The organism is Metaplanococcus flavidus (genome assembly GCF_042675885.1).
In the GTDB taxonomy this organism is placed as follows: Bacteria; Bacillota; Bacilli; order Bacillales_A; family Planococcaceae; genus Planococcus; species Planococcus flavidus.
Genome location: NZ_JBHTKI010000051.1, coordinates 32268 through 55814, shown reverse-complemented (window position 1 = coordinate 55814; position 23547 = coordinate 32268). Strand labels below are relative to the sequence as shown.

At 44.4% G+C, this 23547-nt stretch carries 25 protein-coding genes; 22 read left to right on the top strand and 3 right to left on the bottom strand.

Features of this window, described 5'->3' with window-relative positions:
- Positions 1-244: 244 nt before the first annotated feature.
- Both ACFQ1X_RS16520 and ACFQ1X_RS16515 read right to left on the bottom strand, forming a co-directional pair.
- Positions 245-442 (bottom strand): hypothetical protein, encoded by a 198-nt coding sequence (locus ACFQ1X_RS16520; RefSeq protein WP_144841276.1) that lies wholly within the window; start codon positions 440-442, stop codon positions 245-247.
- A gap of 26 nt (positions 443-468) precedes the next feature.
- Positions 469-813 (bottom strand): hypothetical protein, encoded by a 345-nt coding sequence (locus ACFQ1X_RS16515; protein ID WP_144841275.1) that lies wholly within the window; start codon positions 811-813, stop codon positions 469-471.
- A 682-nt stretch (positions 814-1495) separates the two neighbouring features.
- On the opposite strand from ACFQ1X_RS16515, the gene ACFQ1X_RS16510 reads away from it, so the two are divergent.
- The 14 genes from ACFQ1X_RS16510 (at position 1496) to ACFQ1X_RS16445 (ending at position 11641) form a co-directional block, all read left to right on the top strand.
- Positions 1496-1840: a hypothetical protein gene (locus ACFQ1X_RS16510; RefSeq protein ID WP_144841274.1), complete on the top strand. Its 345-nt coding sequence runs from the start codon at positions 1496-1498 to the stop codon at positions 1838-1840.
- 484 nt (positions 1841-2324) lie between these two features.
- Positions 2325-2702, top strand: coding sequence for a thymidylate synthase (gene thyA / locus ACFQ1X_RS16505; protein WP_144841273.1), 378 nt, complete (start codon positions 2325-2327; stop codon positions 2700-2702).
- Positions 2703-2714: 12 nt separating this feature from the next.
- Positions 2715-3212 (top strand): dihydrofolate reductase, encoded by a 498-nt coding sequence (locus tag ACFQ1X_RS16500; RefSeq protein ID WP_144841272.1) that lies wholly within the window; start codon positions 2715-2717, stop codon positions 3210-3212.
- Entirely contained in the window at positions 3205-3921 is a 717-nt protein-coding gene (locus ACFQ1X_RS16495; RefSeq protein ID WP_144841271.1) for a lysophospholipid acyltransferase family protein, read from the top strand. Before ACFQ1X_RS16500 ends, ACFQ1X_RS16495 begins: the two co-directional genes overlap by 8 nt.
- Before the next feature lie 128 nt (positions 3922-4049).
- Positions 4050-4889, top strand: coding sequence for a DegV family protein (locus tag ACFQ1X_RS16490; RefSeq protein ID WP_144841270.1), 840 nt, complete (start codon positions 4050-4052; stop codon positions 4887-4889).
- Between the two features lie 435 nt (positions 4890-5324).
- Entirely contained in the window at positions 5325-6128 is an 804-nt protein-coding gene (locus ACFQ1X_RS16485) for a GDSL-type esterase/lipase family protein (protein ID WP_144841269.1), read from the top strand.
- A gap of 6 nt (positions 6129-6134) precedes the next feature.
- Positions 6135-6710 carry a YpmS family protein gene (locus tag ACFQ1X_RS16480; protein ID WP_144841268.1) on the top strand — a complete coding sequence of 192 codons (576 nt, stop codon included), beginning with the start codon at positions 6135-6137 and terminating at the stop codon, positions 6708-6710.
- 17 nt (positions 6711-6727) lie between these two features.
- Positions 6728-7258 (top strand): peptide-methionine (S)-S-oxide reductase MsrA, encoded by a 531-nt coding sequence (gene msrA / locus ACFQ1X_RS16475; protein WP_144841267.1) that lies wholly within the window; start codon positions 6728-6730, stop codon positions 7256-7258.
- On the top strand, positions 7255-7680 hold the full coding sequence (gene msrB, locus ACFQ1X_RS16470; RefSeq protein ID WP_144841266.1) for a peptide-methionine (R)-S-oxide reductase MsrB: 426 nt from the start codon (positions 7255-7257) through the stop codon (positions 7678-7680). Before msrA ends, msrB begins: the two co-directional genes overlap by 4 nt.
- 88 nt (positions 7681-7768) lie before the next feature.
- Positions 7769-8011, top strand: coding sequence for a YozE family protein (locus tag ACFQ1X_RS16465; protein WP_379083423.1), 243 nt, complete (start codon positions 7769-7771; stop codon positions 8009-8011).
- Positions 8012-8080: 69 nt separating this feature from the next.
- Positions 8081-8785 (top strand): purine-nucleoside phosphorylase, encoded by a 705-nt coding sequence (gene deoD, locus ACFQ1X_RS16460; RefSeq protein WP_144841265.1) that lies wholly within the window; start codon positions 8081-8083, stop codon positions 8783-8785.
- 110 nt (positions 8786-8895) lie between these two features.
- Positions 8896-10440, top strand: coding sequence for a lmo1851 family serine protease (locus ACFQ1X_RS16455; RefSeq protein ID WP_144841264.1), 1545 nt, complete (start codon positions 8896-8898; stop codon positions 10438-10440).
- Between the two features lie 74 nt (positions 10441-10514).
- Positions 10515-11396, top strand: coding sequence for a CobW family GTP-binding protein (locus ACFQ1X_RS16450; protein WP_144841263.1), 882 nt, complete (start codon positions 10515-10517; stop codon positions 11394-11396).
- The gene (locus tag ACFQ1X_RS16445; protein ID WP_379083420.1) at positions 11393-11641 is read left to right on the top strand and encodes a hypothetical protein; all 249 of its coding nucleotides are present in this window, start codon (positions 11393-11395) and stop codon (positions 11639-11641) included. Before ACFQ1X_RS16450 ends, ACFQ1X_RS16445 begins: the two co-directional genes overlap by 4 nt.
- A 62-nt stretch (positions 11642-11703) precedes the next feature.
- Here ACFQ1X_RS16445 and ACFQ1X_RS16440 read toward each other — a convergent pair whose 3' ends face one another.
- Positions 11704-13044: an MATE family efflux transporter gene (locus ACFQ1X_RS16440; protein WP_144841262.1), complete on the bottom strand. Its 1341-nt coding sequence runs from the start codon at positions 13042-13044 to the stop codon at positions 11704-11706.
- Between the two features lie 127 nt (positions 13045-13171).
- Here ACFQ1X_RS16440 and ACFQ1X_RS16435 point away from each other — a divergent pair, with 127 nt between their 5' ends.
- The 8 genes from ACFQ1X_RS16435 to ACFQ1X_RS16400 all read left to right on the top strand — a co-directional run bounded on the left by ACFQ1X_RS16435 (position 13172) and on the right by ACFQ1X_RS16400 (position 23543).
- Positions 13172-14254 (top strand): undecaprenyldiphospho-muramoylpentapeptide beta-N-acetylglucosaminyltransferase, encoded by a 1083-nt coding sequence (locus ACFQ1X_RS16435; protein ID WP_144841261.1) that lies wholly within the window; start codon positions 13172-13174, stop codon positions 14252-14254.
- 16 nt (positions 14255-14270) lie between these two features.
- Entirely contained in the window at positions 14271-15224 is a 954-nt protein-coding gene (dapF, locus tag ACFQ1X_RS16430; RefSeq protein WP_144841260.1) for a diaminopimelate epimerase, read from the top strand.
- Positions 15217-16902, top strand: coding sequence for a diguanylate cyclase domain-containing protein (locus tag ACFQ1X_RS16425; protein WP_379083417.1), 1686 nt, complete (start codon positions 15217-15219; stop codon positions 16900-16902). The genes dapF and ACFQ1X_RS16425 overlap by 8 nt, the downstream gene beginning before the upstream one ends.
- Before the next feature lie 231 nt (positions 16903-17133).
- Complete coding sequence (locus tag ACFQ1X_RS16420; RefSeq protein WP_144841259.1) at positions 17134-19944, top strand: 2-oxoglutarate dehydrogenase E1 component; 2811 nt, start codon at positions 17134-17136, stop codon at positions 19942-19944.
- A gap of 24 nt (positions 19945-19968) precedes the next feature.
- On the top strand, positions 19969-21240 hold the full coding sequence (gene odhB, locus ACFQ1X_RS16415; RefSeq protein ID WP_144841258.1) for a 2-oxoglutarate dehydrogenase complex dihydrolipoyllysine-residue succinyltransferase: 1272 nt from the start codon (positions 19969-19971) through the stop codon (positions 21238-21240).
- Positions 21241-21751: 511 nt separating this feature from the next.
- Positions 21752-22342, top strand: a complete 591-nt coding sequence (locus ACFQ1X_RS16410; protein WP_144841257.1) for a DedA family protein — start codon at positions 21752-21754, stop codon at positions 22340-22342.
- Positions 22343-22425: 83 nt separating this feature from the next.
- Complete coding sequence (locus ACFQ1X_RS16405) at positions 22426-22623, top strand: DUF6501 family protein (protein ID WP_144841256.1); 198 nt, start codon at positions 22426-22428, stop codon at positions 22621-22623.
- Positions 22624-22685: 62 nt separating this feature from the next.
- Entirely contained in the window at positions 22686-23543 is an 858-nt protein-coding gene (locus tag ACFQ1X_RS16400) for an ATP-binding protein (protein WP_144841255.1), read from the top strand.
- The last annotated feature ends 4 nt before the right edge of the window (positions 23544-23547 follow it).

Here is a 23547-nt window from a genome sequence, read left to right as displayed (position 1 = left end):
AGAGAAATTTTGGAAGACTGGCAAGTCTTTTTTTGTGCCTTTGCACAGTGCAGCGTTATGTACTTTTTCGTTTCATAACTCTGTACTTCTATATTGCACTACACACTTGTTATCCGTTAAGGGTATTGCGTTAGAGTATTCATTTTCGTAAATGGAATGGATTTACGAAAATGAATGTTAATAGTTTAAGATATTATTGATTGAAGGAGAACAATCCCCAAGACAAAAGGGATTGTTCTTTTTTTCATTGTTTCCAGACTCCCTCCTTTAGCAATTGATTTCGATACTTTTCAAATTCTTCTTTTGAAAGTTTTAAGTCTTCCATAATGAATTGGTCATCTCTCTTCGCATGATGATGTTCCAACATACGATCTAAATAATACAAATCTAAAACACGCATTCCTGATGAACGACGGCCGAAGTTTTTAAATGATCCTCGCATAAAATCATCCTCTCCGTTTAACTTGATCAGTTGTCGTCTAATTCAAAGCGTCTCGTCCAAGATAAATTCCATAGCTTTTCTAGTTCTGCGATTATAAGGTGAAGCTGTTGATCATGGATTTCATTCAGTATACAGACGATTTCTTCATTCTCTTCGCAATTTCTTAGTAATAAAAAGGAACCGAGTAATAAGGCAGCAAAACCTTTGAACTTATACTGATCTTCAAACTCCTGCACCATTTCAATTATCCAGTCGGGAAGTGCTGCTTCTCGCTCTTTTACCGTGTTGGCATCGAAAAGCTTTTGGCGTACTGTAAAAATGAAATGGCACTTCTGCTCAAACGACAAGGTAAAAAATTCTTCTTTGCTCAACTCTCCATTCGATTCACCTCCTAAATACAGAAAGTGCTATCTGTTCTTTATTTATAACAGAACATATGTTCGCATTCAAGTTACAGCCTATCGTTCGAACTATCTTTATTATGAGAAAGCACATAAAAAGTGATCAGACACCTGGATTGCAAACATCCGATCGCTTTTTCTTCTGACTTAGGAAGGCATTCAGGTTCTACGTTACCTTGTCACCTTAATGATTCCACTGTGCTGCCCAACAAGGAAAGCCTAGTGATGTAGAATTTACCCGACTAATCTTCTATATTATGAACAGCTATCGCTTCAATGCGAATGTAAAGCTTATTATAAGATAGTAAAAGAGGATCTTTGGCTATCCTCAACGTTCGGCATATCTAACAGTTGAAGACGAACCAAAATTACCATGGGTGGTTTTACTTCCTTGATACGGTGATTCATCGCAACGACAAGAATACCATAACTAAAATGATGGTTGAGAGTTCTCTGTTTCCTATCCAAGACACATATAGAAGCCTTCGTGTATCTCAGCACCAACCTCAGTAAAAGGATAGTCTATCTGTTTTGGAAAAAAAGGGTTATAAGATTATGTGTTAAAATCAAGACATAGAGGGAAGCGTCCTTTGCTTGGGAGTAGTGGACGGTGAACTCCCTTCAAATTGTTTTCGTCGAGGAGGTAGAGATGTTGAATAGATACTTATTTATTTTTACATTGATAATGACGCTATTTTTGGTTGGATGCGGCATTAACGAAACTACCGTTGCAGGAGAAGATGAGGAAGCGCAAAAGGCTGCTTGGGATTACATTGTAGAACGAGATTGGAATAAGAATGTTCAAGCAGGTGAACAAGATGTGGAAGTAAGAGAAGTGAAGGTTGATAGTAATTATGAGCTTCTAGACGAAAGCTATATAGGAGAAAGAGTTTTATCTATATCCTTTGAAGGTGATGGAAAATTAGTTACCGAAATACCAACAATAATTGTAGATTCGGATACCAATGAAGTAGTTGGGTATATTCCTAGCGAATGAAAAGCTAATGTTCGTAATACTAAATAAAGAAGCGGAACAACCTGAAATATAGGATGTTCCGCTTTTGTAGAGAGTAGATGTCATGTTAAGACTAAAAAACAACACCTTGTTTAACATAGCCTGATATTGAAGAAGACTTGATCAAAGTGAACGCCGACCGATTTTTGAGAAAAGAAACGCCTATGTAGATATCACCGTAAAATATTGTGTTAAAATAAAATGAGTTTAGGATATAAACAGAACAATGGACAAAACAATTCGGTAAAAATCTCCAATGGGTAAGTGGTGTTTTCCTGTTCAAATTAAACAAAACCTAAAAGAACAATGGACATTTCCAACGGTTAATTGAAACCTTGAGAATTAAGTAGAAAAGTTATAAGGAGTTAAATTAAAGTAAATACAATAATAGGACTAATTTAGCTTTAGAAAAAAATCGGTATAATAATAATCGATCGTACACTGTATAGAAAATAGTGGGATTTAAATGGATTCAACAAAAAAAGAATTGTGTAATCTGCTGGACGGCTATAAAAGCCTTTGTTGCTCTCGGATTAAGCAAAATACTGCTAACGAAAAATTTTTCGGAGTGCCTTTCAATATAGCCTCCTACGCACTGTTGACTCATTTGATTGCGAGAGAGTGCGGCCTTGATGTGGGTGATTTCGTGCATACAACAGGAGACACCCATCTTTATGTTAATCATCTTGAGCAAGTGAACGAACAGCTCAGCCGCACACCGAAAAAATTACCGACATTAAAAATAAATGATGATGTGGAATCCATTTTCGATCTCACATTGAACGATATCAGCATCGAAGGCTACGATCCGCATCCACGGATTTCAGCGCCGGTTGCTGTATAGGAGGAAGTAAGGATGATTTCATTGATGGTTGCACATGATTCCAATTATGTCATAGGGAAAGATAATCAATTGCCTTGGCATATACCCGAAGATCTGGCTTATTTTAAGAAACATACAGTCGGCAAAGGGATTGTGATGGGACGTAATACGTATCAGTCCATCGGCCGCCCTTTGCCAAAAAGGAGAAATATCGTGGTCAGCCGAAATCAGGATTTGCGGATTGATGGAACAGATGTGGTCCATACTTTGGACGATGCTATCCGACTGGCTGAAGAAATTCATGAAGAAGTAATGATCATTGGAGGGGAGCAGATTTTCAGGAGTATCCTGTCGCAGGCGGACCGCCTTTATATCACATTGATCCATAAAGAATTTGAGGGGGATACCTTTTTCCCTCAATATGGAGCCGAGTGGGAACTCGTTTCAGAGTCCCAACGCTTTCAATCGGGAGAAATCCCATACAGTTATCTGATTTTTGAACGGAAAAACGGAGACTCCTTGAATGTTTAGTTCAATCAGGACATTCTCATTTCTGTTCGGCTACTTGCCGGTGGCTGCGATGAAGCTCAAAAGCTTTCAGAAGAAAAAGCCACAACTGTCAACTGAAGAATATGATAAGTTGATCCATACGGAACCAAGCAAATGGGCTTCGGGCATCATGCGTCGTACAAAAAGTGAAGTGACGGTGGAAGGGCTGCATCTTTTGCCGGATGGCCCAGCACTTTTAGTCAGCAATCACGAAGGGAATTTTGATATTCCTGTAATTCTGTCAAGTATTCCAAAACCCTTCGGCTTCATTTCAAAACAGGAAGTGAAAAAGTTTCCTGTAATTCCGACTTATATGGAAGATATGAATTGCATTTTCATCGACCGCACCGATCGTAGAAGTGCACTGAAGTCGATCGGTGATACTGCCCAAAAATTGAAAGAAGGACATTCCATTCTGATTTTCCCTGAAGGAACACGCAGCAAAGGGCAAGGTTTGGGTGAATTTAAAGCAGGTTTTATGCGCATAGCTAGTGATGCAGGAGTACCAATTGTGCCCATTGCTATAAACGGGACAGCTGACATAATGGAAAAAAATAACAATAAAATCATGGCTGCACAAGTAAGATTGCAGATTCTTGAGCCGTTTATGCCGGCTGTATTTTCTGAACTGCCTTCCAAAGAGGCAATTCTACTGGTCAGGAATACTATTAAAATGGCACTGGAACAGTAAGGGATATCCGGTATAACCGGAACTTGCTTGCACCGGCGAAAAAAGTTGCCTTGAACATATTAGTTGCTATGAATTCATTAAGTTTTTAGAATAGGAAATAAGGTATATAAGAAGAAGGAAGTGATGTTATGCCAAGGATTCACATTGTGACTGATTCAACCTCGGATTTGCGTACAGATGTTTTAAGGAGTTATGACGTGCACATGGTGCCGCTAACTATTCAAATCGGAGACAAAACATACTTGGATCGAGTTGATCTTGAACCGGAGTCATTTTTAAAGCTGATGGAAAATTCAGATGAATTGCCGAAGAGCTCACAGCCGGCGCCAGGGGTTTTCAAAGAATTATATGATGAATTGGGGAAAGATGGAGACCAGGTGCTATCGATCCATATGACAGGCGGCATGAGTGGCACAGTAGAATCTGCGCGTGCTGCAGCCGAATTGACCGATACAGATGTTACGGTAATCGACTCGCGTTATATTTCCTATGCGTTATCTTTCCAGGTGGTGGAAGCTGCGAAAATGGCGAAAGAAGGAAAGACTATGGAAGAAATCGTCGCAAAAGTCGACGAGATCAGAAGCAAGACCAAATTATTCGTGGTCGTGGATACTTTGGACAATCTTGTCAAAGGCGGCCGGATCGGAAAAGGGAGAGCAATGGTCGGATCTTTTCTTAAGATCAAACCGATAGCTTCACTCGATGACGGTGAATATACGCCAGTCGCCAAAGCCAGAAGCCATAAAAAAGTGGTCGACTATCTTTTTGAAGATTTTATTGAACGGACTAAAGGAAAAATTGTCAAAGGTGTCGGTTTGGTCCATGCCGATGGGTTGGCAATGGCTGAACCTTTGAAGAAGCGTATCATTGAATCAGGCTTCAATGATATCAAATTCGATTTCACGACTCCTGTAATTTCAACACATACAGGCATTGGGGCAATCGGTTTTATGTTCTATACGGAATGACTGTATAAGTTGAACTAAATAAACTATAGTAGCCGATATTCCGCAAAACAGCTTGCTTGCCTGGGGGCTTGCGCTGAGCTAACTCGGACTCGTTGCACTTCGCCCGAGTGGATCTGGCACTTCGTCGGCATTCGCCTGCTCCCCTGGGCGTCTGCGCTGTTTTGCTCCATATCTTAGAGACTTGCTCAGCCATAGTTACTTCACCAGCGCCGGCGCGGCTCAGGACTTGGCGGAGCAATAAGACGAGTGCTCTTCTCGGCTTATTGCGGGAGCCAAGGTGCGCCATACAAAGATGGCGCCTCCTTTGCGACGAGCAGTGCGCAGGAGCATAATCTTTGCCCTTGTCCATAGCGCCGAAGCGTTATGAAAGTTAAATTCTTTAGTTCAACATATTTAGATGCCTGCAGTTCTCAAAACAGTAAAGGAGAGAAAAGAGTGAAACGCATCCTCTATATCGTAGTTTTGACCACAGTTGTATTAGCGGGATGCAGTTCCTCTTTTATTTTTGGCAATGATGAAGCAGTACCCCGGCAGCAGACAGCATTTGCCGGTTATCAGGTTCCTCCGAACTTTATTCCGCAAGCCCTGATCATAACAGCACTCGGCGATTCTCTGTCGCAAGGAGTGGGAGATGAAGAGAATAGAGGTGGCTATGTCGGAAGGCTGACTTCAGAAATGAGGGACTGGCCGGGAGTCAGGGGTGCTGCAATTGAAAATACAGCGAAGCGTGGCCGGCGCAGCGACCAGTTATTGTCGATGTTCCAAAAAGGCGAACTTACCGGACCGGTGACAGAAGCGGATTATATTCTAATGACCATCGGCGGCAATGATATTATGCGGATAGTTAAACGGGATCTCTTCAATTTGAACCTTGATGCATTCTCAGAAGAATTGCTCCTTTATGAAAACCGCTACGAGAACATCTATTCCACGATTCGATCGATGAATCCCAATGCCCCGCTCATAATGGTGGGGGTCTACAATCCATTCTCGCTGATCACGGATGAAATACAAGAGTTTGATGAAATTATGGCCGCTTATAACGGTGCAATGGAAGAGACACTGGCAGAAGATCCACAGGCTTGCTTTGTACCGGTTATGGATCTGTTTGAGGGCAATGATAATCTTGTTTATCATACAGATTTCTTCCATCCAAACGGCAAAGGCTATGAATTGATGACAGAACGAATATTGGAACGCATGGGAGAATGCGGGCTGACTTTCGAAGACAGGGGTTGAGGGTAAATGAAAAAATGGCGGTCAGCATTCATCGTATTATTGGCTGTTAATATAGTGGCTTTTATCGGATTCCTGTTCTTTATAACTATTCCCGATGTGGATTATATCAGTTACGAAGCGGAAGAAAGAGCTTCCGTTGAAGGGAATACGGTGACTGTCAGAACTTCAAAGGCTGATTTTGAGGGCATTGCCAATACTTATATTCAGGATGCAATGGAAGACCAGCCGATTCCTCTCAGATTATCAGTGGATGACGACGTTTCATTGTCCACTGAATTGCAGGTTTTTTCAATGGCATTGCCAATCCTGCTGAAATTTGAACCCCATGTACAGGAAGACGGAAATCTGTTATTGGAGCAAAAATCGGTTAATGTCGGACTGCTCGATATACCGCCTGAATCCGCATTGAAATTATTGCGGGATTCAGTGGCATTGCCCGAGTTCATGGAAGTGAATCCGGGAGCAGAAGAAATTCTTTTACGGCTGACGGACATTTCATTGGACGATGGTATCAGCGTAAGGGCGGAATCGTTTAATCTGGAAGAGGACGACATCAGGTTGCGCGTGACCATCACCCAATAGGAAGAGGTGCAGTAAATATGAAGACAGAAAAAGCTACATTTGCCGGAGGATGTTTTTGGTGTATGGTAAAACCTTTCGACAGCCTTCCCGGCATCGAATCGATCGTCAGTGGTTATACAGGCGGAGATTTGGAAAATCCGACCTACGAACAGGTTTGCACCAATCTGACCGGACACAAAGAGGCTGTTGAAATCGTGTTCCAACCGGAAATTTACCCGTATGAAAAATTATTGGACATTTTTTGGTCACAAATTGATCCGACAGATGCCGGCGGGCAATTTTTTGACCGGGGATCTTCATACGCACCGGCAATTTTTTATCATACTCCGGAGCAGCGGAAAGCCGCCGAGGAATCCAAAAAGCAATTAGAGGAGTCCGGTAAGTTTGATAAACCGATCGTAACACCTATATTAGAAGCCAAGCCATTTTATCTGGCTGAAATCTATCATCAGGATTATTACAAGAAAAATCCTGCGCATTATGAGCGTTATTCCGTCGGATCAGGAAGAGCCGCTTTTATTCAAAAAAATTGGGGTGGACAACAATGAAGGACGAATTAAAAAACAAATTGACACCAATGCAGTATCACGTGACGCAGGAAAGTGGCACTGAGCCTCCGTTCCAGGGGGAATATGATCAGCATTTCGAAGACGGCATCTATGTGGATATCGTTTCTGGAAAACCTTTATTCAGTTCGAAAGATAAATTTGATGCCCATTGCGGCTGGCCGAGTTTTGCCAAGCCGCTCGAAACGGAAGAAGTCAAAGAAAGTTTTGACACGAGCCACGGCATGCGCCGCACAGAAGTGAGGTCCGCAGACGCTGACTCGCATCTGGGCCACTTATTCCCGGACGGTCCTTCAGAACTGGGTGGTTTGCGTTATTGCATCAATTCCGCTGCGCTCCGTTTTGTTCCGAAGGAAGATCTGGAAAAAGAAGGTTATCCGGAATACAAAGAGCTTTTTGAATAACACAGAATTATATTTTGCAAGTAGCCGGAAAATCAGCTAAGCTGACAATAACCACATTACCCCGGGCGGGATGTCCGGGGTTTTAAATTTGACTGAAAGGGTGGATGCGATTGTTATGGAACGTTCATTTTATCATTTTGCATTGACTTATCGCGGAAAAACCAATGCCGATGACTTTTCCCGGTTCGCGGATGCCATGTTCCTGGACCATGCCTTTCCGAAGGCCACAAAAGATTTTGAAAAAATATCGAGGTATCTGGAAGAGCGTGCGCATCCTATCATGAAAGCTTCCATTTTCGACGAAATGTGGATTGAATACACAAGCCAATAATGCTCTTCGTTGCACTCAATGGCAAAAAACAGTATGATTAATACGACTAAAATAAAGTGAGGTTTTATCATGAGTGTTCACATTAACGCACAAAAAGGCGAAATCGCCGATACGATTCTTCTTCCTGGAGACCCCCTTCGCGCGAAGTATATCGCGGAAACGTTTTTGGAAGATGTAACTTTGTATAACGAAGTGAGAAATATGTTCGGTTATACCGGCACATATAAAGGGAAGCGCATTTCGGTACAGGGAACAGGAATGGGAGTTCCTTCCATTTCCATCTATACAACAGAATTGATGCAAGAATATGATGTTAAGAAATTGATTCGCGTTGGTACTTGCGGTTCCATCCACAAAGATGTGAAAGTCCGTGACGTGATTTTGGCACAAAGCGCTTCAACAGATTCAAACATGAATTCAATTATTTTTGGGAATGTGACATTTGCTCCTACTGCAGATTTCAATTTATTGCTGAAAGCTTATAACGCAGGCGTTGAAAAAGGGCTGAACTTGCGTGTCGGCAATGTCTTCACTGAAGATGTCTTTTATAACGATCACGCAGAGCATGAAAAATGGGCACAATACGGCGTATTGGCTCTCGAAATGGAATCATCGGCTTTGTATACACTGGCTGCCAAATTTGGTGCACAGGCTTTATCAATTCTGACAGTAAGCGATCATTTGCTGACTGGCGAAGTGACAACTGCCGAAGAACGCCAAACCACTTTCAACGATATGATCGTCGTTGCTTTAGATGCGGCAATCCAGGACTAAACCAATTTTACGCAATCAAAAAAGACTGTCTCAACAGTCTTTTTTTCGAATTTAGAAGTCTGGCTTAAGAAGTTTTGATTTGCCGGCAATAACGAAAGTGGTGAAATATTATGGATGAAAAACGCCCTGAAGAGGAAAATGAGCAATTGCCTCCTGCAGAAGAATCGAAAGGCCATTTTATTCGGCTGAAAACTTTTTCCTTTATTATGATGGTGGTTGTGCTTATTCTGGCAACTGCGGGATTAACAGTTTTCGCTTTGACTTTCGGTGATGAAAAAGCGGTTGAAGTGAATTCGCCGGAACGACGGGAATTCCAGAAACTCTATACCGCATATGATGAAATACAAAACAGATATTATGAGGATGTGGACCGGGAAGAATTGATCAACGGTGCTATAAACGGCATGGTTGATTCTCTTGAAGATCCGTATTCAGATTATATGAATGAAGAAGAAGCATCGCAGTTTCAGGAAGGCATCTCTTCCAGTTTTGAAGGAATCGGCGCTGAAGTACAGGAACGAAACGGTTTTATCACAATTGTTTCGCCCATCAAGAATTCTCCTGCTGAAAAAGCCGGAGTCCAGCCCAATGACCAGATCATCGAAGTTGATGGGGAAAGCATCCAGGGCTTCAGTACGACTGAAGCTGTAATGCTGATCCGCGGCGAAAAAGGGACAGAAGTCACTTTGACGATTGTGCGCGGAGAAATGGATGATCCGATTGAAGTTACAATCGTCCGCGATGAAATCCCGATTGAAACAGTTTATTCGGAAATGATTGGCGATAATGTAGCTCATATCCAGATCACCAGTTTTTCCCGTGAAACTTATAACGAGTTGCAGACAGCCATTGCAGATATGGAAGAAGAAGGCATGGAAGCGATGGTAATCGATGTTCGTCAAAATCCTGGTGGCCTTTTGGAATCCGCACTCGATATCTCCAACCTGTTCATTGAAGAGGGACAAGAGATGTTCGAAGTTCAGGCAAAAGGTCTTGAACCTGAAATATACCTGGCAACCGAGGGAAATAAAGTCCAAATCCCGGTAACATTATTGATTGATGGCGGCAGTGCATCGGCTTCAGAAATTCTCGCCGGTGCCATGAGCGAATCCGCCGGAATCCAACTTGTCGGGGAAACGACTTTCGGCAAAGGAACTGTCCAGACAGCAAATGACCTGGCAGACGGTTCGAACCTGAAATTCACAACGGCTAAATGGCTGACGCCTGACGGCAATTGGATCCATGAAGAAGGCATCAAACCAGATGTGGAAGTCGCTTATCCTGAATATGCTTCCCTTCCGTTTATTGATACCGATCTGGAACTGAAAGACGGAACCATCTCGGAACAAGTGCGGACAGCTGAACAAATGCTGGTAGCTCTCGGCTATGATGTCGGAGAAGTCGACGGTGTATTCGAAGAAGAGATGCTTGCAGCAGTTGAGAGTTTCCAGGAAGACCAGGAACTCGAAGTGACAGGAATCCTGACCGGCGACAGCATTTTCGCTTTAATGGATGCCTTGCGCACAAAAATTGAAGAAGAAGACCCAATGCTTTTGGAAGCCAAGAATCTGATCATGGAAGAAGCCGGCATTGAAGCTTCTGAACCTGAAACTGATGAAGCGGCTGAAGAAACAGAAGAGGATTCTGCAGAATAAAACAAAAAGGTCCGCGGAAGCGGACCTTTTCTTTAGGTATCGATAGAAATTTTAAATATTTTAGGAGGGCTAATATGGTGGATGTTTATTTATTCAGCGGGTTTCTTGGCAGCGGCAAAACGACGCTGCTGAAGAATATGCTGATTCAGGTTAAAGAAGCTGGTTTGAAGCCGGCGGTTTTCATGAATGAACTGGGGGAACTCGCCATCGATTCCGATGAAGTGGAAGATGGGGTGCCGCTCAAGGAATTGCTGGACGGCTGCATCTGCTGCACCGGTTCTGAAAAATCAGAGGCACAAATTCAGACCTTGCTGGCAGAAGAAGAGTTTGATGTGCTGTTGATCGAGACAACGGGTGCGGCACATCCAGTAGAAGCGCTCGACGCAATCTTTTCTCCTTTATTTGCCGAGAAGTTGAATTTCAGAGGGATCGTGACGGTTGCAGACAGCAAACGCTGGTTGGATCGGGACCGGATGTCGCCGCAGATCCGCTCTTTATTTCTGGAACAGATCCGCCACGCCGATCTGATTCTGGCAAATAAAATGGATCTGTTGACTGACAAGGAGCAGGGTGAAGTGGTTTTTGGAATCCAGGCATTAAATTCAGAAGCCAGAATCGTTCAGACTTCAGGAGCCAAAATTCCTTATAAATTAATGGAAACTTTGTCGACGGGTCCAAAAGAGTCAGTTGAGACAGCGGAAATCGGGAAATTGAATTTGAACACTAGAGTTTTTCGCTTTGCTGAACCGGTCAAACGGGAGGTTTTTGAACAATGGCTGCGAAACTTGCCCGAGACGGTTTACCGCATCAAAGGATACGTCCCGCTGGAGGGCGACAAATATCCGCATGCTTTTCAATACGCTTACGGCATGGCCCAATGGCTTCCGGAGTATATGAAGATGCAGCCGCAGATCGTTGTGATCGGTGAAGGCATTGACGGAGTTGAGTTGCCGTGACAATAGAGGCTTACAGAAAGATTTGGCCGCAGCGCCTATCGGCTGCATCAATCGAGTCGGAAGAGGAGATGGCGCGCCTGATCGCCATCGAATTGAAGGATGAACTGACCCATCCGCGCGTCCGTAAATCGAAAGAGCAAAAGCTCGACCTCGCAGTTGAACGGATCCACGCAGCTCCATTGGAACCGGAAGAACAGCAGGAATTAATCGAAACCTATAAAAAAATTGCAGCTCAGTTGGACTGAGCCGCAATTTGGGCCGCTGGAATTTTCCGGCGGTTTTTTTAATTCCAGATTAAAAGAGAGATTTAATATCTTTTTTGGATCGCCAATAGTCGGATGGATAAAGTGACGGCTCCGGCAGTTAAGCCGGCAATAAGCCCGATCCAATAGCCGAACGCGCCGAAATCTGTAAATCTGGCGAGCAGGTAACCGACTGGCAAGCCGATTACCCAATAGGAAATCAGCGCCATGATGAATGTGATGTTGACGTCCTTATAACCGCGCAGCGCGCCCTGTACGGGAGCCTGAATGGCATCGGACAATTGGAACAGCGCGGCGAATACCAGGAACTGGACGGCAAGGTTGATTACTGCAGGGTCGGATGAGTACAATTCCGCAATCGGCTCGCGGAGGAAGAACAAAATGCCTGCCGATACAAAGCTGATTGCAATGGCGGTTGCTACTCCTAGCCAGCTGTAAATCTTTGCGTCCTTGAAGCGTCCTGCGCCGACTTCATACCCTACAAGTATGGTTGCGCCCATCGAGATGCTGAGCGGCAGCATGTACAGCAGGGAAGTGAAGTTCAAAGCAATCTGGTGTGCGGCAATGGTTATTGTTCCGTAGACTGCTAGCATGAACGTCACAGCCGAGAAGATGCTCGTTTCGGCGAAAATGGCAATGCCGATCGGTACGCCGATCCGGCTGATTTCCTTCCAGCGGTCGATTGAAATTTTCTCCCATTTGCGGAAAATCTGATAGCTGGAAAAAGGATTCTGCGTCTGGATGATCACTGCAGCAATGAGCAGCACCAGCCAGTATGTAATTGCCGATGCAAGACCGGCGCCTGCGCCTCCAAGTTCCGGAAAACCGAAATTCCCGAAAATGAAAAGGTAGTTGAAAAATACATTGATCGGCGCAGACAATAATGTGATGACCATTGTGACGCGTGTGGCGCCCAGTGCATCGATATAAGAGCGCAGCGCATTGTAAACGAACAGCGGAATAAGTCCAAGGCTCATGAAGAAGATGTATCTGGCAGCCACGTCCGCGACCACCGGTTCAAGATTCATCAGGCCGAGAAGCGGATCGATGAACAGCAGGAAGAATGTAAAGACGATCATCGCCAGGAGGATTGCCAGATACATCCCTTGCTGCACGGCTTCTTTGACATTTTCTTTTTTCTTGGCCCCCATCAATTGTGCTACAATTGGAGTAATGGACATTAAGATTCCCGCGAGTCCGATGTAAACCGGAACCCAGAACGATGAGCCGATCGATACACCGGCCAAGTCGTCTGTTCCGTAGCGGGCGGTCATGTATATATCAAAAAATGTCACCATATACATAGCGACTTGTGTGATTAAAATCGGAAGAACAATTTTTACCAGTAAATTTAATTTTTCATATTTCGTATTCGTTTCATACATGGTCCATCCTCCTGAAAAGCACCAGCCATTGGGCAAATTAAGATAAGTATAGCATATAAGTTCGGAGTGTTTATCACTCTTCAGGTGCAACTGCAAAGGAAATCAAAAGATGAAAGTAGGATTTATAATGAGTAAACGCACGATTATATTGACCGGCGGGGGAACTGCAGGACACGTTTCCCTCAATCAGGCCTTGATTCCTGAAATTATTGGTATGGATTACAATATTGAATACATCGGTTCCAAAAACGGCATCGAAAACGAGTTGATCGTCGATTCCTATCCGGATATTAAATATCATGCAATCTCCAGCGGCAAATTGAGACGTTATTTTTCAATGAAGAATTTCACCGATCCTTTTCGGGTGGTGGCAGGTTTGGCACAGGCGATGAATATCATCCGCAAAACGAAGCCGGCTGCTATTTTTTCCAAAGGTGGATTCGTATCAGTGCCGGTTGCGATGGCCGGAAAACTTATGGGTATACCCGTCATCATCCATGAATCGGATGTAACGCCGGGGCTGGCAAATAAAATCGCAATGCCTTTTGCAGATCATATATTCACTGTTTTTAAGGAAACGATGCAGCATGTGCCAAAAGTGAAATCCACTTGCACCGGCTCCGTCATCCGCAGTGAACTGCTCGACGGTTCAGCAGCAAAAGGCCGGGAAATTTGCCATTTTGACAACGATTTACCGGTTCTTATGGTAATGGGAGGCAGTCAGGGGTCGGACGTGATCAACACGGCTATCCGTTCAAACCTGCAACATCTTCTCAAGACCTACAATGTGATTCACCTTTGCGGTAAAGGCAATATTGATGAATCACTGGAAGGAATGGAGCAGTACTGCCAATTCGAGTATGTAACACATGAATTGTCCCACCTCTTGCATATGACTGATTTTGTCGTTTCAAGGGCCGGCTCCAATTCAATTTTCGAGTTTTTGGCATTGAAAAAACCGATGTTGCTGATTCCGCTTTCTAGACAGAAGAGCAGGGGAGACCAAATATTGAATGCAGAACTATTCCGGAAAAACGGGTTTGCAGTTGTGCTTGAAGAAGAAGAGGCAAGCCCGGAGCAATTTTTGAAAGCGATGGACCAATTAAAAGCTGATGAGGAAGCTCTGATTGAAAATATGAACGCTGCCGAACCTCCTAAAACTGCCTATGAAATGGCGAAGCTGGTCGTGGCGCATACGAAGAAACGCTGATAATGGAGTGATTGAGATGAAAGTAACTTTAGAAAAAGTTCATGGCTCGATGAATACTTTTTATATGGTGGAAGGCCTGGAAAGAAATGACTATGCCGAACTGGCGATGCAGCTTTGCGACCGCGATACCAGTGTTGATGGGCTGCTTGTCATACTCCCTTCACAAACGGCCCACGCCAAAATACGGGTTTTCAACCGGGATGGTTCAGAAGCGTCGATGTGTGGCAACGGCTTGCGCTGCGTTGCCCGCTATGTCTGCGAAAAGGAAGGCATACGGGAAGCTGTAATCGAAACCATGAAAGCCGATCTGAAAGTCAAAAAGGAAGAAACATTAACGGATGGCATTGAAATGTATTCGGTCGAAATTTCTCCGATTTCATTCCGACTGGAAGATCTGCCGATGGAGTACGCGGAACTTGAGGAAATGATTCTTCAGCCGATTTCGGAGATTTCAGAAGAGATCCTGTTTTCAGCAGTGGCGGTGCCGAATCCCCATTTGATCGGAATCGTTCCGGAAGAAATCCAGAAAGACAGTACTCATCAACATTTTTGGGCTGAAAAGTTCAATGGACAAAATGCATATTTTGCAGACGGCGTAAATGTCAGTTATGTCACCAAACTGGAGCAGGGGATTTTTGTCCGGACTTTCGAACGGGGAGTAGGCTTCACAAATGCCTGTGGTACAGCAATGACCGCTTCAGCACTTATCAGCTGCATTGCAGGAATCGTACCATTCGGTGAAGTCACAGTTTACAATCCGGGCGGAATGGTCAAATGCACTGTGACGGAAACTGCTGGTGCTTATCAGTTATTGCTGACAGGCAATGCCACACGGATTTCATCACATGAATACCAATGGGAAAAAGAGTCGCAGGAAAGCGATTTCCTTTCTTCTCGAAAATTTGAAGAGCAACAGCAATATGAGAAGTTCATCAATGGAATTTCAGGGATAGTCGATCAATTTGCCTAAAGAAAAGAGTGATTTTATGCGCGGCCCTTTTACGAAGGAACAATTGGATCTGTTGTACGGAAATTCCGAAGACCTGGTATTTTTTATGCGCCAGGCTGGAGACACTTATGTCTATGAATATGTTAATGCTATCTGCCACGTCACTTTCAAGCAGGAACTGACGGGCAGCACTGTCGATGAGAAAATGCCGGTTCCGGTTGCTGTGGAAATAAAGAAGCAATACCGGATTGCAGAATCGCAAAATACTGTCCACCGTTACAGGGACTATAATCTGTTCAGCAAGAACAATGTAGCCAATGAAACTGAAATTACAAAACTGTTTCATGAAGGCTGCTTATACTTTCTGGTGATTTCCAAAAATGTCAGTATGCAGAAAACGATTGAAGAAGATTATCTGTTCTATCAATCTCTCGTTCAAAATTCAGTTGACCCAATGATCATGATTACTTCTGATTTCACGATCATTGATATGAACCCGGCGTACGAAACAATCTTCGGAATTTCAAAACAGCAATGGAGCGGAAACTCGTTTATGAAGCTCCCTTTAAATAGTCAGGAGTTTTTAAGCAGAGTCTTTCATGAAATAGGCACTGTGGAAAAAGGAAATAGGATTTCATCGTTTATTACCAGTCCCAGAATGATGGCGGAGAAAGACAGGAAATTTTCCGTCAGCTTTTCGCCAGTGGAAGAAGGCGGTGTCATCCGTGCTTTTCAAATTGTTTACAGGAAACTGACGGATGAAATCCAGTTGAAGGAAGAACTGCAGAAAACAGAAAATATTCTGGAGAGCTACAAAGATGCATTGAATTATGCAGCTTTGGTTGCCATCTGGGAGCCGTCAGGAACAGTTATGTTTGTTAACGACAATTTCAAAGGCACCACCGGTTATGAAAAAAGCGAACTGCAGGGTACGAACATTTCAACAATAGGCAGAGCGGTAATACCGGATGCTTATTACGATAGTATCCGCGACATTATTCTTAACGGAACCATTTGGCGCGGTGAAATAAAAAGCCTGAAGAAAAACGGTGAGTTTTTCTGGGTTGATGCGACAATTATTCCTCTGAAAGTCGAAGGAGGAAGGATTTATCAGATACTGGCGATTATGTTTGATATCACGGATCGGAAGAAGCTGGAAGAGAAACTGCACTTTATGGCATACCATGATAGTCTTACCCGCTTGCCGAACCGCCAGCTGATGCTGCAGGAGTTTGCTTCCCTGAAGGAACAGGCTGTCAAACAGCACAGTTGTATTGCACTTCTCTACATAGATGGAGATGACTTTAAATCAATCAATGATAATTTTGGCCATAACATCGGAGATGAATTCATTTCCAGCTTTGGACAGGCACTAGCTGAATCAATAGGTCCAGCTGATATGGCTGCAAGAATCGGCGGTGATGAATTCGTTATCTCAGTTCCAGGCTTAAACCATGAAAAAGCGGGAATGCAAATAAAGAGTCTTATCAGAAAAATACATCAAAAACTGGCTGAAGGCTGGAGGATTAATGGACATCATTTCGCCCCGACCGCTTCAATCGGCATTTCTCTTTTTCCGGAAAACGGAAAGAATTTTGAAGAACTCTTGAAAAAGGCGGATTCTGCTCTTTATGAATCCAAGAAATTAGGGAGAAATCAAATTCATTTCTATAGCGAAGAGGTTTTAAGGAACCAGTAATTACCAAAAAAGAAAGTTTCCACCGATGAAAGCGCTTAATATTTTGGTGGAGGAATAATTTCAACCAAAACCATTGTTTTTTCCAATGGAAGTAGTAAGATTGATATGGAAAATTGTTCTTCAATGGGCTAAACGCCTTCTGCTTTGTGTATAGCGGTTTGCGTGATAAAATATGGAAGACATATGTATTTATAGGACTGCCTTTAAGGCAGAATAGTTGGAGGTTTTTTTATGTCTAGCAATTATTCAGATTCGAAATCCCCATGGAGTTCCATTACAGGTCCAAACCTTGGGTACGTTATGGAAATGTATGACATTTATCAGGAATCACCGGAATCGATTGATCCGGAATTTGCTGAGCTATTCAAGCAATACGGACCTCCGGCTGAAGCAGGCGATGAAAAGCAGCCTGCCGCCACAGCTGAAGTGAAATCCGATAAATTCGGCAAAGTGCTTGGCGCCATTCAATTGGCGGAAGCAATTCGCGCGCATGGCCATCTGGCATCGGATATTTATCCGTTGAAAGACCAGCCGCGAGATACAGAACGGTTCGAACTTTCTGCATTCGGCCTGACTGAACAGGATTTGAAAGAAGTTCCTGTTTCATTGGTACTGGAAAATGCTCCAGCGGATGTAAAGGATGGGCTCGATGCCATCAATCATTTGAAATCACTTTATACGGACAAAGTAGCTTTTGAATTTTCTCATATTGTTCAGCCGCAGGAACGCAGCTGGCTGCAATCGAAAATCGAGGCAGGCGAAGCGAAACCTGCCCTTGATCCTGATAAGAAAAAGCAGGTTCTTGACCTGTTAACCCGCGTTGAAGGATTTGAAAAATTCGTCCACCGCACATTTGTCGGCCAAAAGCGTTTCTCAATTGAAGGTGTCGATACACTGGTTGTGTTAATGGATGAGCTTGTCCGTCTATCAGAAACTGCCGGCACAGAAAATATCATGATCGGGATGGCGCATCGCGGTCGTTTAAATGTGCTCACACATATTTTGAACAAGCCATATGAAATGATGTTTGCCGGATTCGCACATATCGGTGATGAAGCCTTCCTGCCGGAAGACGGATCGCTGCAAATCACAAAAGGCTGGTTCGGTGATGTTAAATATCATATGGGTGCCGCTTTTACTTCTCCGAACGGCACGAATATAAAATTGGCATACAATCCTTCGCATCTGGAAATCGTCAGCCCGGTGGTTGCCGGCCAGACCCGCGCTGCTCAGGAAAATACACAGCAGAGCGGCCTAGCGCCGATCGATGTGAATAAGGCCTATGGCATCATGGTGCACGGCGATGCCGCATTCCCGGGCCAGGGTGTGGTTACTGAAACGTTGAATTTCAGCCGCGTCCCTGGTTACCAAACTGGTGGTTCGATCCACATCATCGCCAACAACCTGATCGGCTTTACGACAGAGCAATCTGATTCAAGATCCACTCATTATTCCTCAGACCCGGCTAAGGGTTATGAAGTTCCAGTGATTCATGTGAACGCCGATGAGCCGGAAGAAGTCATTGCGGTTGCCAGAATCGCATTTGAATACCGCCAGAAATTCGGCAAGGATATTCTGATCGACCTGATTGGCTATCGCCGTTATGGGCACAATGAAATGGACGAGCCGTTGGTGACAAATCCGACCATGTATCATGGTATTCATGAACATGGCACTGTCCGAGAAATTTACGGTGGAAAACTTGCTGACGAAAAAGTCCTGTCTGAAGATGACGTGAAAAAGCTCGACAGTGACGTCCTGGCAGAAATGCAGCAGGCATATGATCGGATTAAAGAAAACAAATCTGATGATGTACACGAAATCAACATTCCTGAAGCAGTAATGGAAGGGTTCCCGGAAGTTCCAACAGGCGTAGACAAAGACGCGTTGACGAAAATGAATGAAGAATTATTGTCATGGCCAAGTGATTTCTCTGCATTCGGAAAACTTGCCCGCATTTTGAAACGCCGTGAAGATCCTTTCAATGGCAAAGGCAAAATAGACTGGGCACACGCAGAAACATTGGCATTCGGTTCGATTCTTCGTGAGGGAAATCCTATTCGCCTATCTGGACAGGATGCGCAGCGCGGAACTTTCGCCCATCGCCATCTGGTTCTTCATGATGAGAAAAACGGCAATCAGCTTGTGCCATTGCACCATATTTCGGATTCAAAAGCGTCATTTGTTGTCTACAACAGCCCATTAAGTGAAGCTTCAGTAGTAGGTTTCGAATATGGCTACAATGTTGAAAACGATAAAGCTCTTGTCATCTGGGAAGCGCAATATGGCGATTTCGCCAACATGGCGCAAATGATGTTCGATCAGTTCATCTCAGCTGCCCGCGCAAAATGGGGCCAGAAATCCGGACTGGTTATGTTGCTTCCACATGCATATGAAGGCCAGGGGCCCGAACACTCGAGTGCACGCCTGGAACGATTCCTTCAAAATGCTGGAGAAAACAACTGGACCGTGGCAAATCTTTCAAGTGCTGCCAACTATTTCCACATTCTTCGCAGACAGGCGAAAATGCTGGGGGAAGAGTCGATCCGGCCGTTGATCCTTGTGTCGCCTAAGTCTTTATTGCGCCATCCTTTGGTCGGAGCAGATGTTGAAGATTTGACAGAAGGAAACTTCCAGACGATCATCGAACAGCCAGGCATGGGCGAAAACACTAAAAAAGTGGAACGCCTCCTATTCGCCAGCGGCAAAATGGCAATCGATCTTGCTGACCGCGTGAAAGATGGGAAGGATTATCCGGATACGCATATTGTCCGCGTTGAACAGCTTTATCCGTTCCCTGCTGAAAAAATCCAGAACATCATCAAACGGTATCCAAAACTTAAAGAATTGGGCTGGGTACAGGAAGAACCGAAAAATATGGGATCATGGTCATTTGCAGAACCGCAGCTGCGTGACATCGCAAATGGCATTGAAATAAATTACTACGGCCGTATCGTCCGTTCAAGTCCGGCGGAAGGCGACGGTGAATCGCATAAAGTGGAGCAGGCACGCATCATTGATGAAGCATTAGCTAAATCTTGAGCATAATCTAAGGAGGAATTTTTTGTGGCAGAAATCAAAGTACCGGAATTAGCAGAATCGATTACAGAAGGAACGATTGCACAATGGCTTAAACAGCCGGGCGATACAGTGGAGAAAGGTGAATTCATCGTTGAGCTTGAAACAGATAAAGTGAACGTTGAAGTCATTTCCGAAGAAGCTGGAGTTGTGAAGGAGCTTATGGCTGCTGAAGGCGACACAGTGGAAGTCGGCCAGGTTATCGCAATCGTTGGAGAAGGTTCTGGAGAAGGAACTGGGGCAACAGCCGAGCCGAAAGAAGAAGCACCAGCTGCGGAAGAGCCAGCCAAATCAGAAGCGCCTGCAACACAGGAAGCGAACGAGGAAGCACCGGCTGCTGAAGAGCAATCTTCAAGTGACCGCACAATCGCAAGCCCGGCTGCACGCAAATTGGCTCGCGAAAAAGGCATCGACCTTGCTGCCATTTCACCAGTTGACCCAATGGGCCGAGTTCGTGTTCAGGATGTGGAAGCTCATTCATCCAAACCGGCTCAGAGCGCACCAGCAAAAGCAGAAGCTCCAAAAGCTGCTGCATCCCAGCCTTCATCTGATGAAGAAAGCGGCCGCATCGTACGTGAGAAAATGTCAAGACGCCGTCAGACAATCGCGAAACGTTTGCTTGAAGTTAAGCAATCGACAGCAATGCTGACTACGTTCAACGAAATCGATATGACCAATGTTATGGCGCTGCGCAGCCGTAAAAAAGATGATTTCCTTAAAAACAATGACGTGAAACTTGGCTTTATGTCATTCTTCACTAAAGCTGTAACTGCTGCATTGAAAAAATACCCTTACGTGAATGCTGAACTTGATGGCTCGGATGTCTTGTTGAAACAATTCTATGATGTCGGGATCGCTGTTTCTACTGAAGAAGGACTTGTTGTTCCAATCGTTCGCGACACAGACAAGAAGAACTTCGCAGAAATTGAAGCTTCTATCGGTGAGCTTGCTGTCAAAGCACGTGACAAGAAACTTTCAATCGCTGACATGACAGGCGGCTCGTTTACTATCACTAATGGTGGTGTATTCGGCTCGTTGATGTCAACGCCAATCCTGAACGGAACGCAAGTAGGGATTCTTGGCATGCACACAATCCAAAAACGTCCAATCGCTGTCGGAGACAATGTCGAAATCCGTCCGATGATGTACGTTGCACTTTCTTATGACCACCGCGTAATCGACGGAAGCGATTCTGTCGGCTTCCTGAAAATGGTCAAAGAACTGATCGAAAACCCGGAAGATCTATTGCTTCAAGGGTAATAAAATAAATGGAGACTGCCCGCCAGCTTATTGCTGGTGGGCGTTTTTTCTTTTTAACCGATATTCCGCAAAACAGCTTCGCTTGCCTGGGGGCTCGCGCTGAGCTAACTCGGTCTCGTTTCACTTCGCCCGAGTGGATCTCAGCACTTCGCTTGGACCCCTGGGCGTCTTCGCTGTTTTGCTCCATATCTCTGGAGATTTCATTTAGCGCCGGCACGGCTCAGGAGCATAATCTTTGCTTTGGCCCTTCTGCGACGAGCAGTGCGCAGGAGCATAATCTTTGCTTTGGCCCTTCTGCGACGAGCAGTGCGCAGGAGCATAATCTTTGCTTTGTCCGTAGCGCAGAAGCGATGAATTCAAATTAGTTTTTTATTTCAACTTAATATACATCCTTATATGATACGAAATTGATTCGAATCTGATAATTTCAGCTTCATGGGAACTCTGAATTGCAGGACTCCCAATTTTTTGTCATGATTAGGGAAGAAGAGCCAGAAGGCGGTCGAATGGGATGGATTTATCTTTTTTTATGGAAATTGTTAAAGAGTACGGTTATGTCAGCATGTTTATTTTCAACTGGCTGCTGCTTTTCGGGATGCCGATACCGAATGAGGTGGCTGCCGCATTCTCCGGTGTTTTAACGGAAATCAGTTATTTCACACCGGTGAAAGCATTCCTGTCGGCTTATCTGGGGCTCATTACAAGCAATACATTCGCTTATTTTATCGGACGCTTTTTTGGCCAGAAACTGCTGGATCGCCTGAGCCGGACGAAACTGAAAAAGCCGATTGCAAATTTTTCCAACTTTTTACAGAAGCACGGAGCAATGGCTATCTCACTCAGTTTCTTTCTGCCTGGCATACGCTGGGCTATGCCTTATGTTGTCGGGGCCAATAAATATCCGTTTGTCAGGTATATGCTGTATGCATATACTGCGGGCTTTGTATGGATGATGATTTATTTCAATCTGGGGCGCACATTCCCTTATGCTTATCAGTCCATTTTGAATAATTTACAAAGCTTTCTCATCCTGCTGTCGGGGGCAATCATCGTATTATTGTTCGGCCGCTATTTATACAAGGAACGCCATGCCCGTAAATAAGCGTCAGTCGCTGCATGGATTTGAAAAAGAGACAGGTTTTCCTTATACTGAAATACATAGACATATAAAAAAGGATGAGGACTGTGATTCACAACGAATGGCTTACGAAAGAAACGATCCGCACGGTTACGTGCACACATACTGACGCTGCAAAATTTTTGGTGTCGAATGTCCTGACTGCGGGTAAAACCTATGAAGTAAAAAACGAAACGGAAGAATTCATATTTGTCATTGATAACACAGGCAAAATCGGTGGATTTTATAAAACTTATTTCGAATAAATCAAAGAACACGAAAAGCCGATGCATGTTCATCGGTTTTTTCTATGGAAAGAGGGCTTTTTATGGATTTTATTGATAAAGAAATTTCAGCGCGTAAAAAAAGTCGGCATGAAGGGTACGAGTCGCTGGTCGGAACGGGCGGTTATATATCACCGGATGCCCATCTCTGGGAAGATATCATGGCAGCCGTGGTGCTGCGCAAACCGGTTCTTTTGAAAGGGCCAACAGGAGCGGGCAAAACACGTTTGGCTGAAACGATTTCAGCGGTGTTCGGCCAGCCGATGCAAAGCATCAACAGCTCCGTCGATTTGGATGCCGAGGCGCTGCTTGGCTTCAAGACATTGGTTCAGCGTGACGGGCAGAGCCAGATTGAATTTATCGAGGGCCCTGTGGTCACTGCAATGAAAAAAGGGCATCTTCTATATATAGATGAAATTAACATGGCGAAAGCTGAGACTCTGCCGATTCTCCACTCGGCACTGGATCATCGGCGCATGATGACCAATCCGTTCACCGGTGAAGTGATCCAGGCGCATCCTGATTTTGGTGTAATAGCCGCCATCAATGAAGGCTATATAGGAACGGCCCCGATGAATGAAGCGCTCAAGAACCGTTTTATTGCCTATCCGATTCCTTATTTGACTGGTCAGCAGCTGGCCGAATTATGGGACCGTGAATTTCCTGCAGCAGAACCGAAGCTCAAGGAGTTTATGCTGAATCTGGCGGAAGACCTGATGAAACAGGTTGAAAACGGTTTATTGTCCGAAGAAGCTGCTTCAATCCGAAGCCTGTTGGATGCCACAGCGTTGGCAGAGCATATGGATCCGATGCGGGCTATCAATTATGCCATTGCACAGAAATTGGAAGATGAAAGTGAACGGGACCTGTTCATGGACCTGGCGAATACCTGGAAGAAGTAGGTGA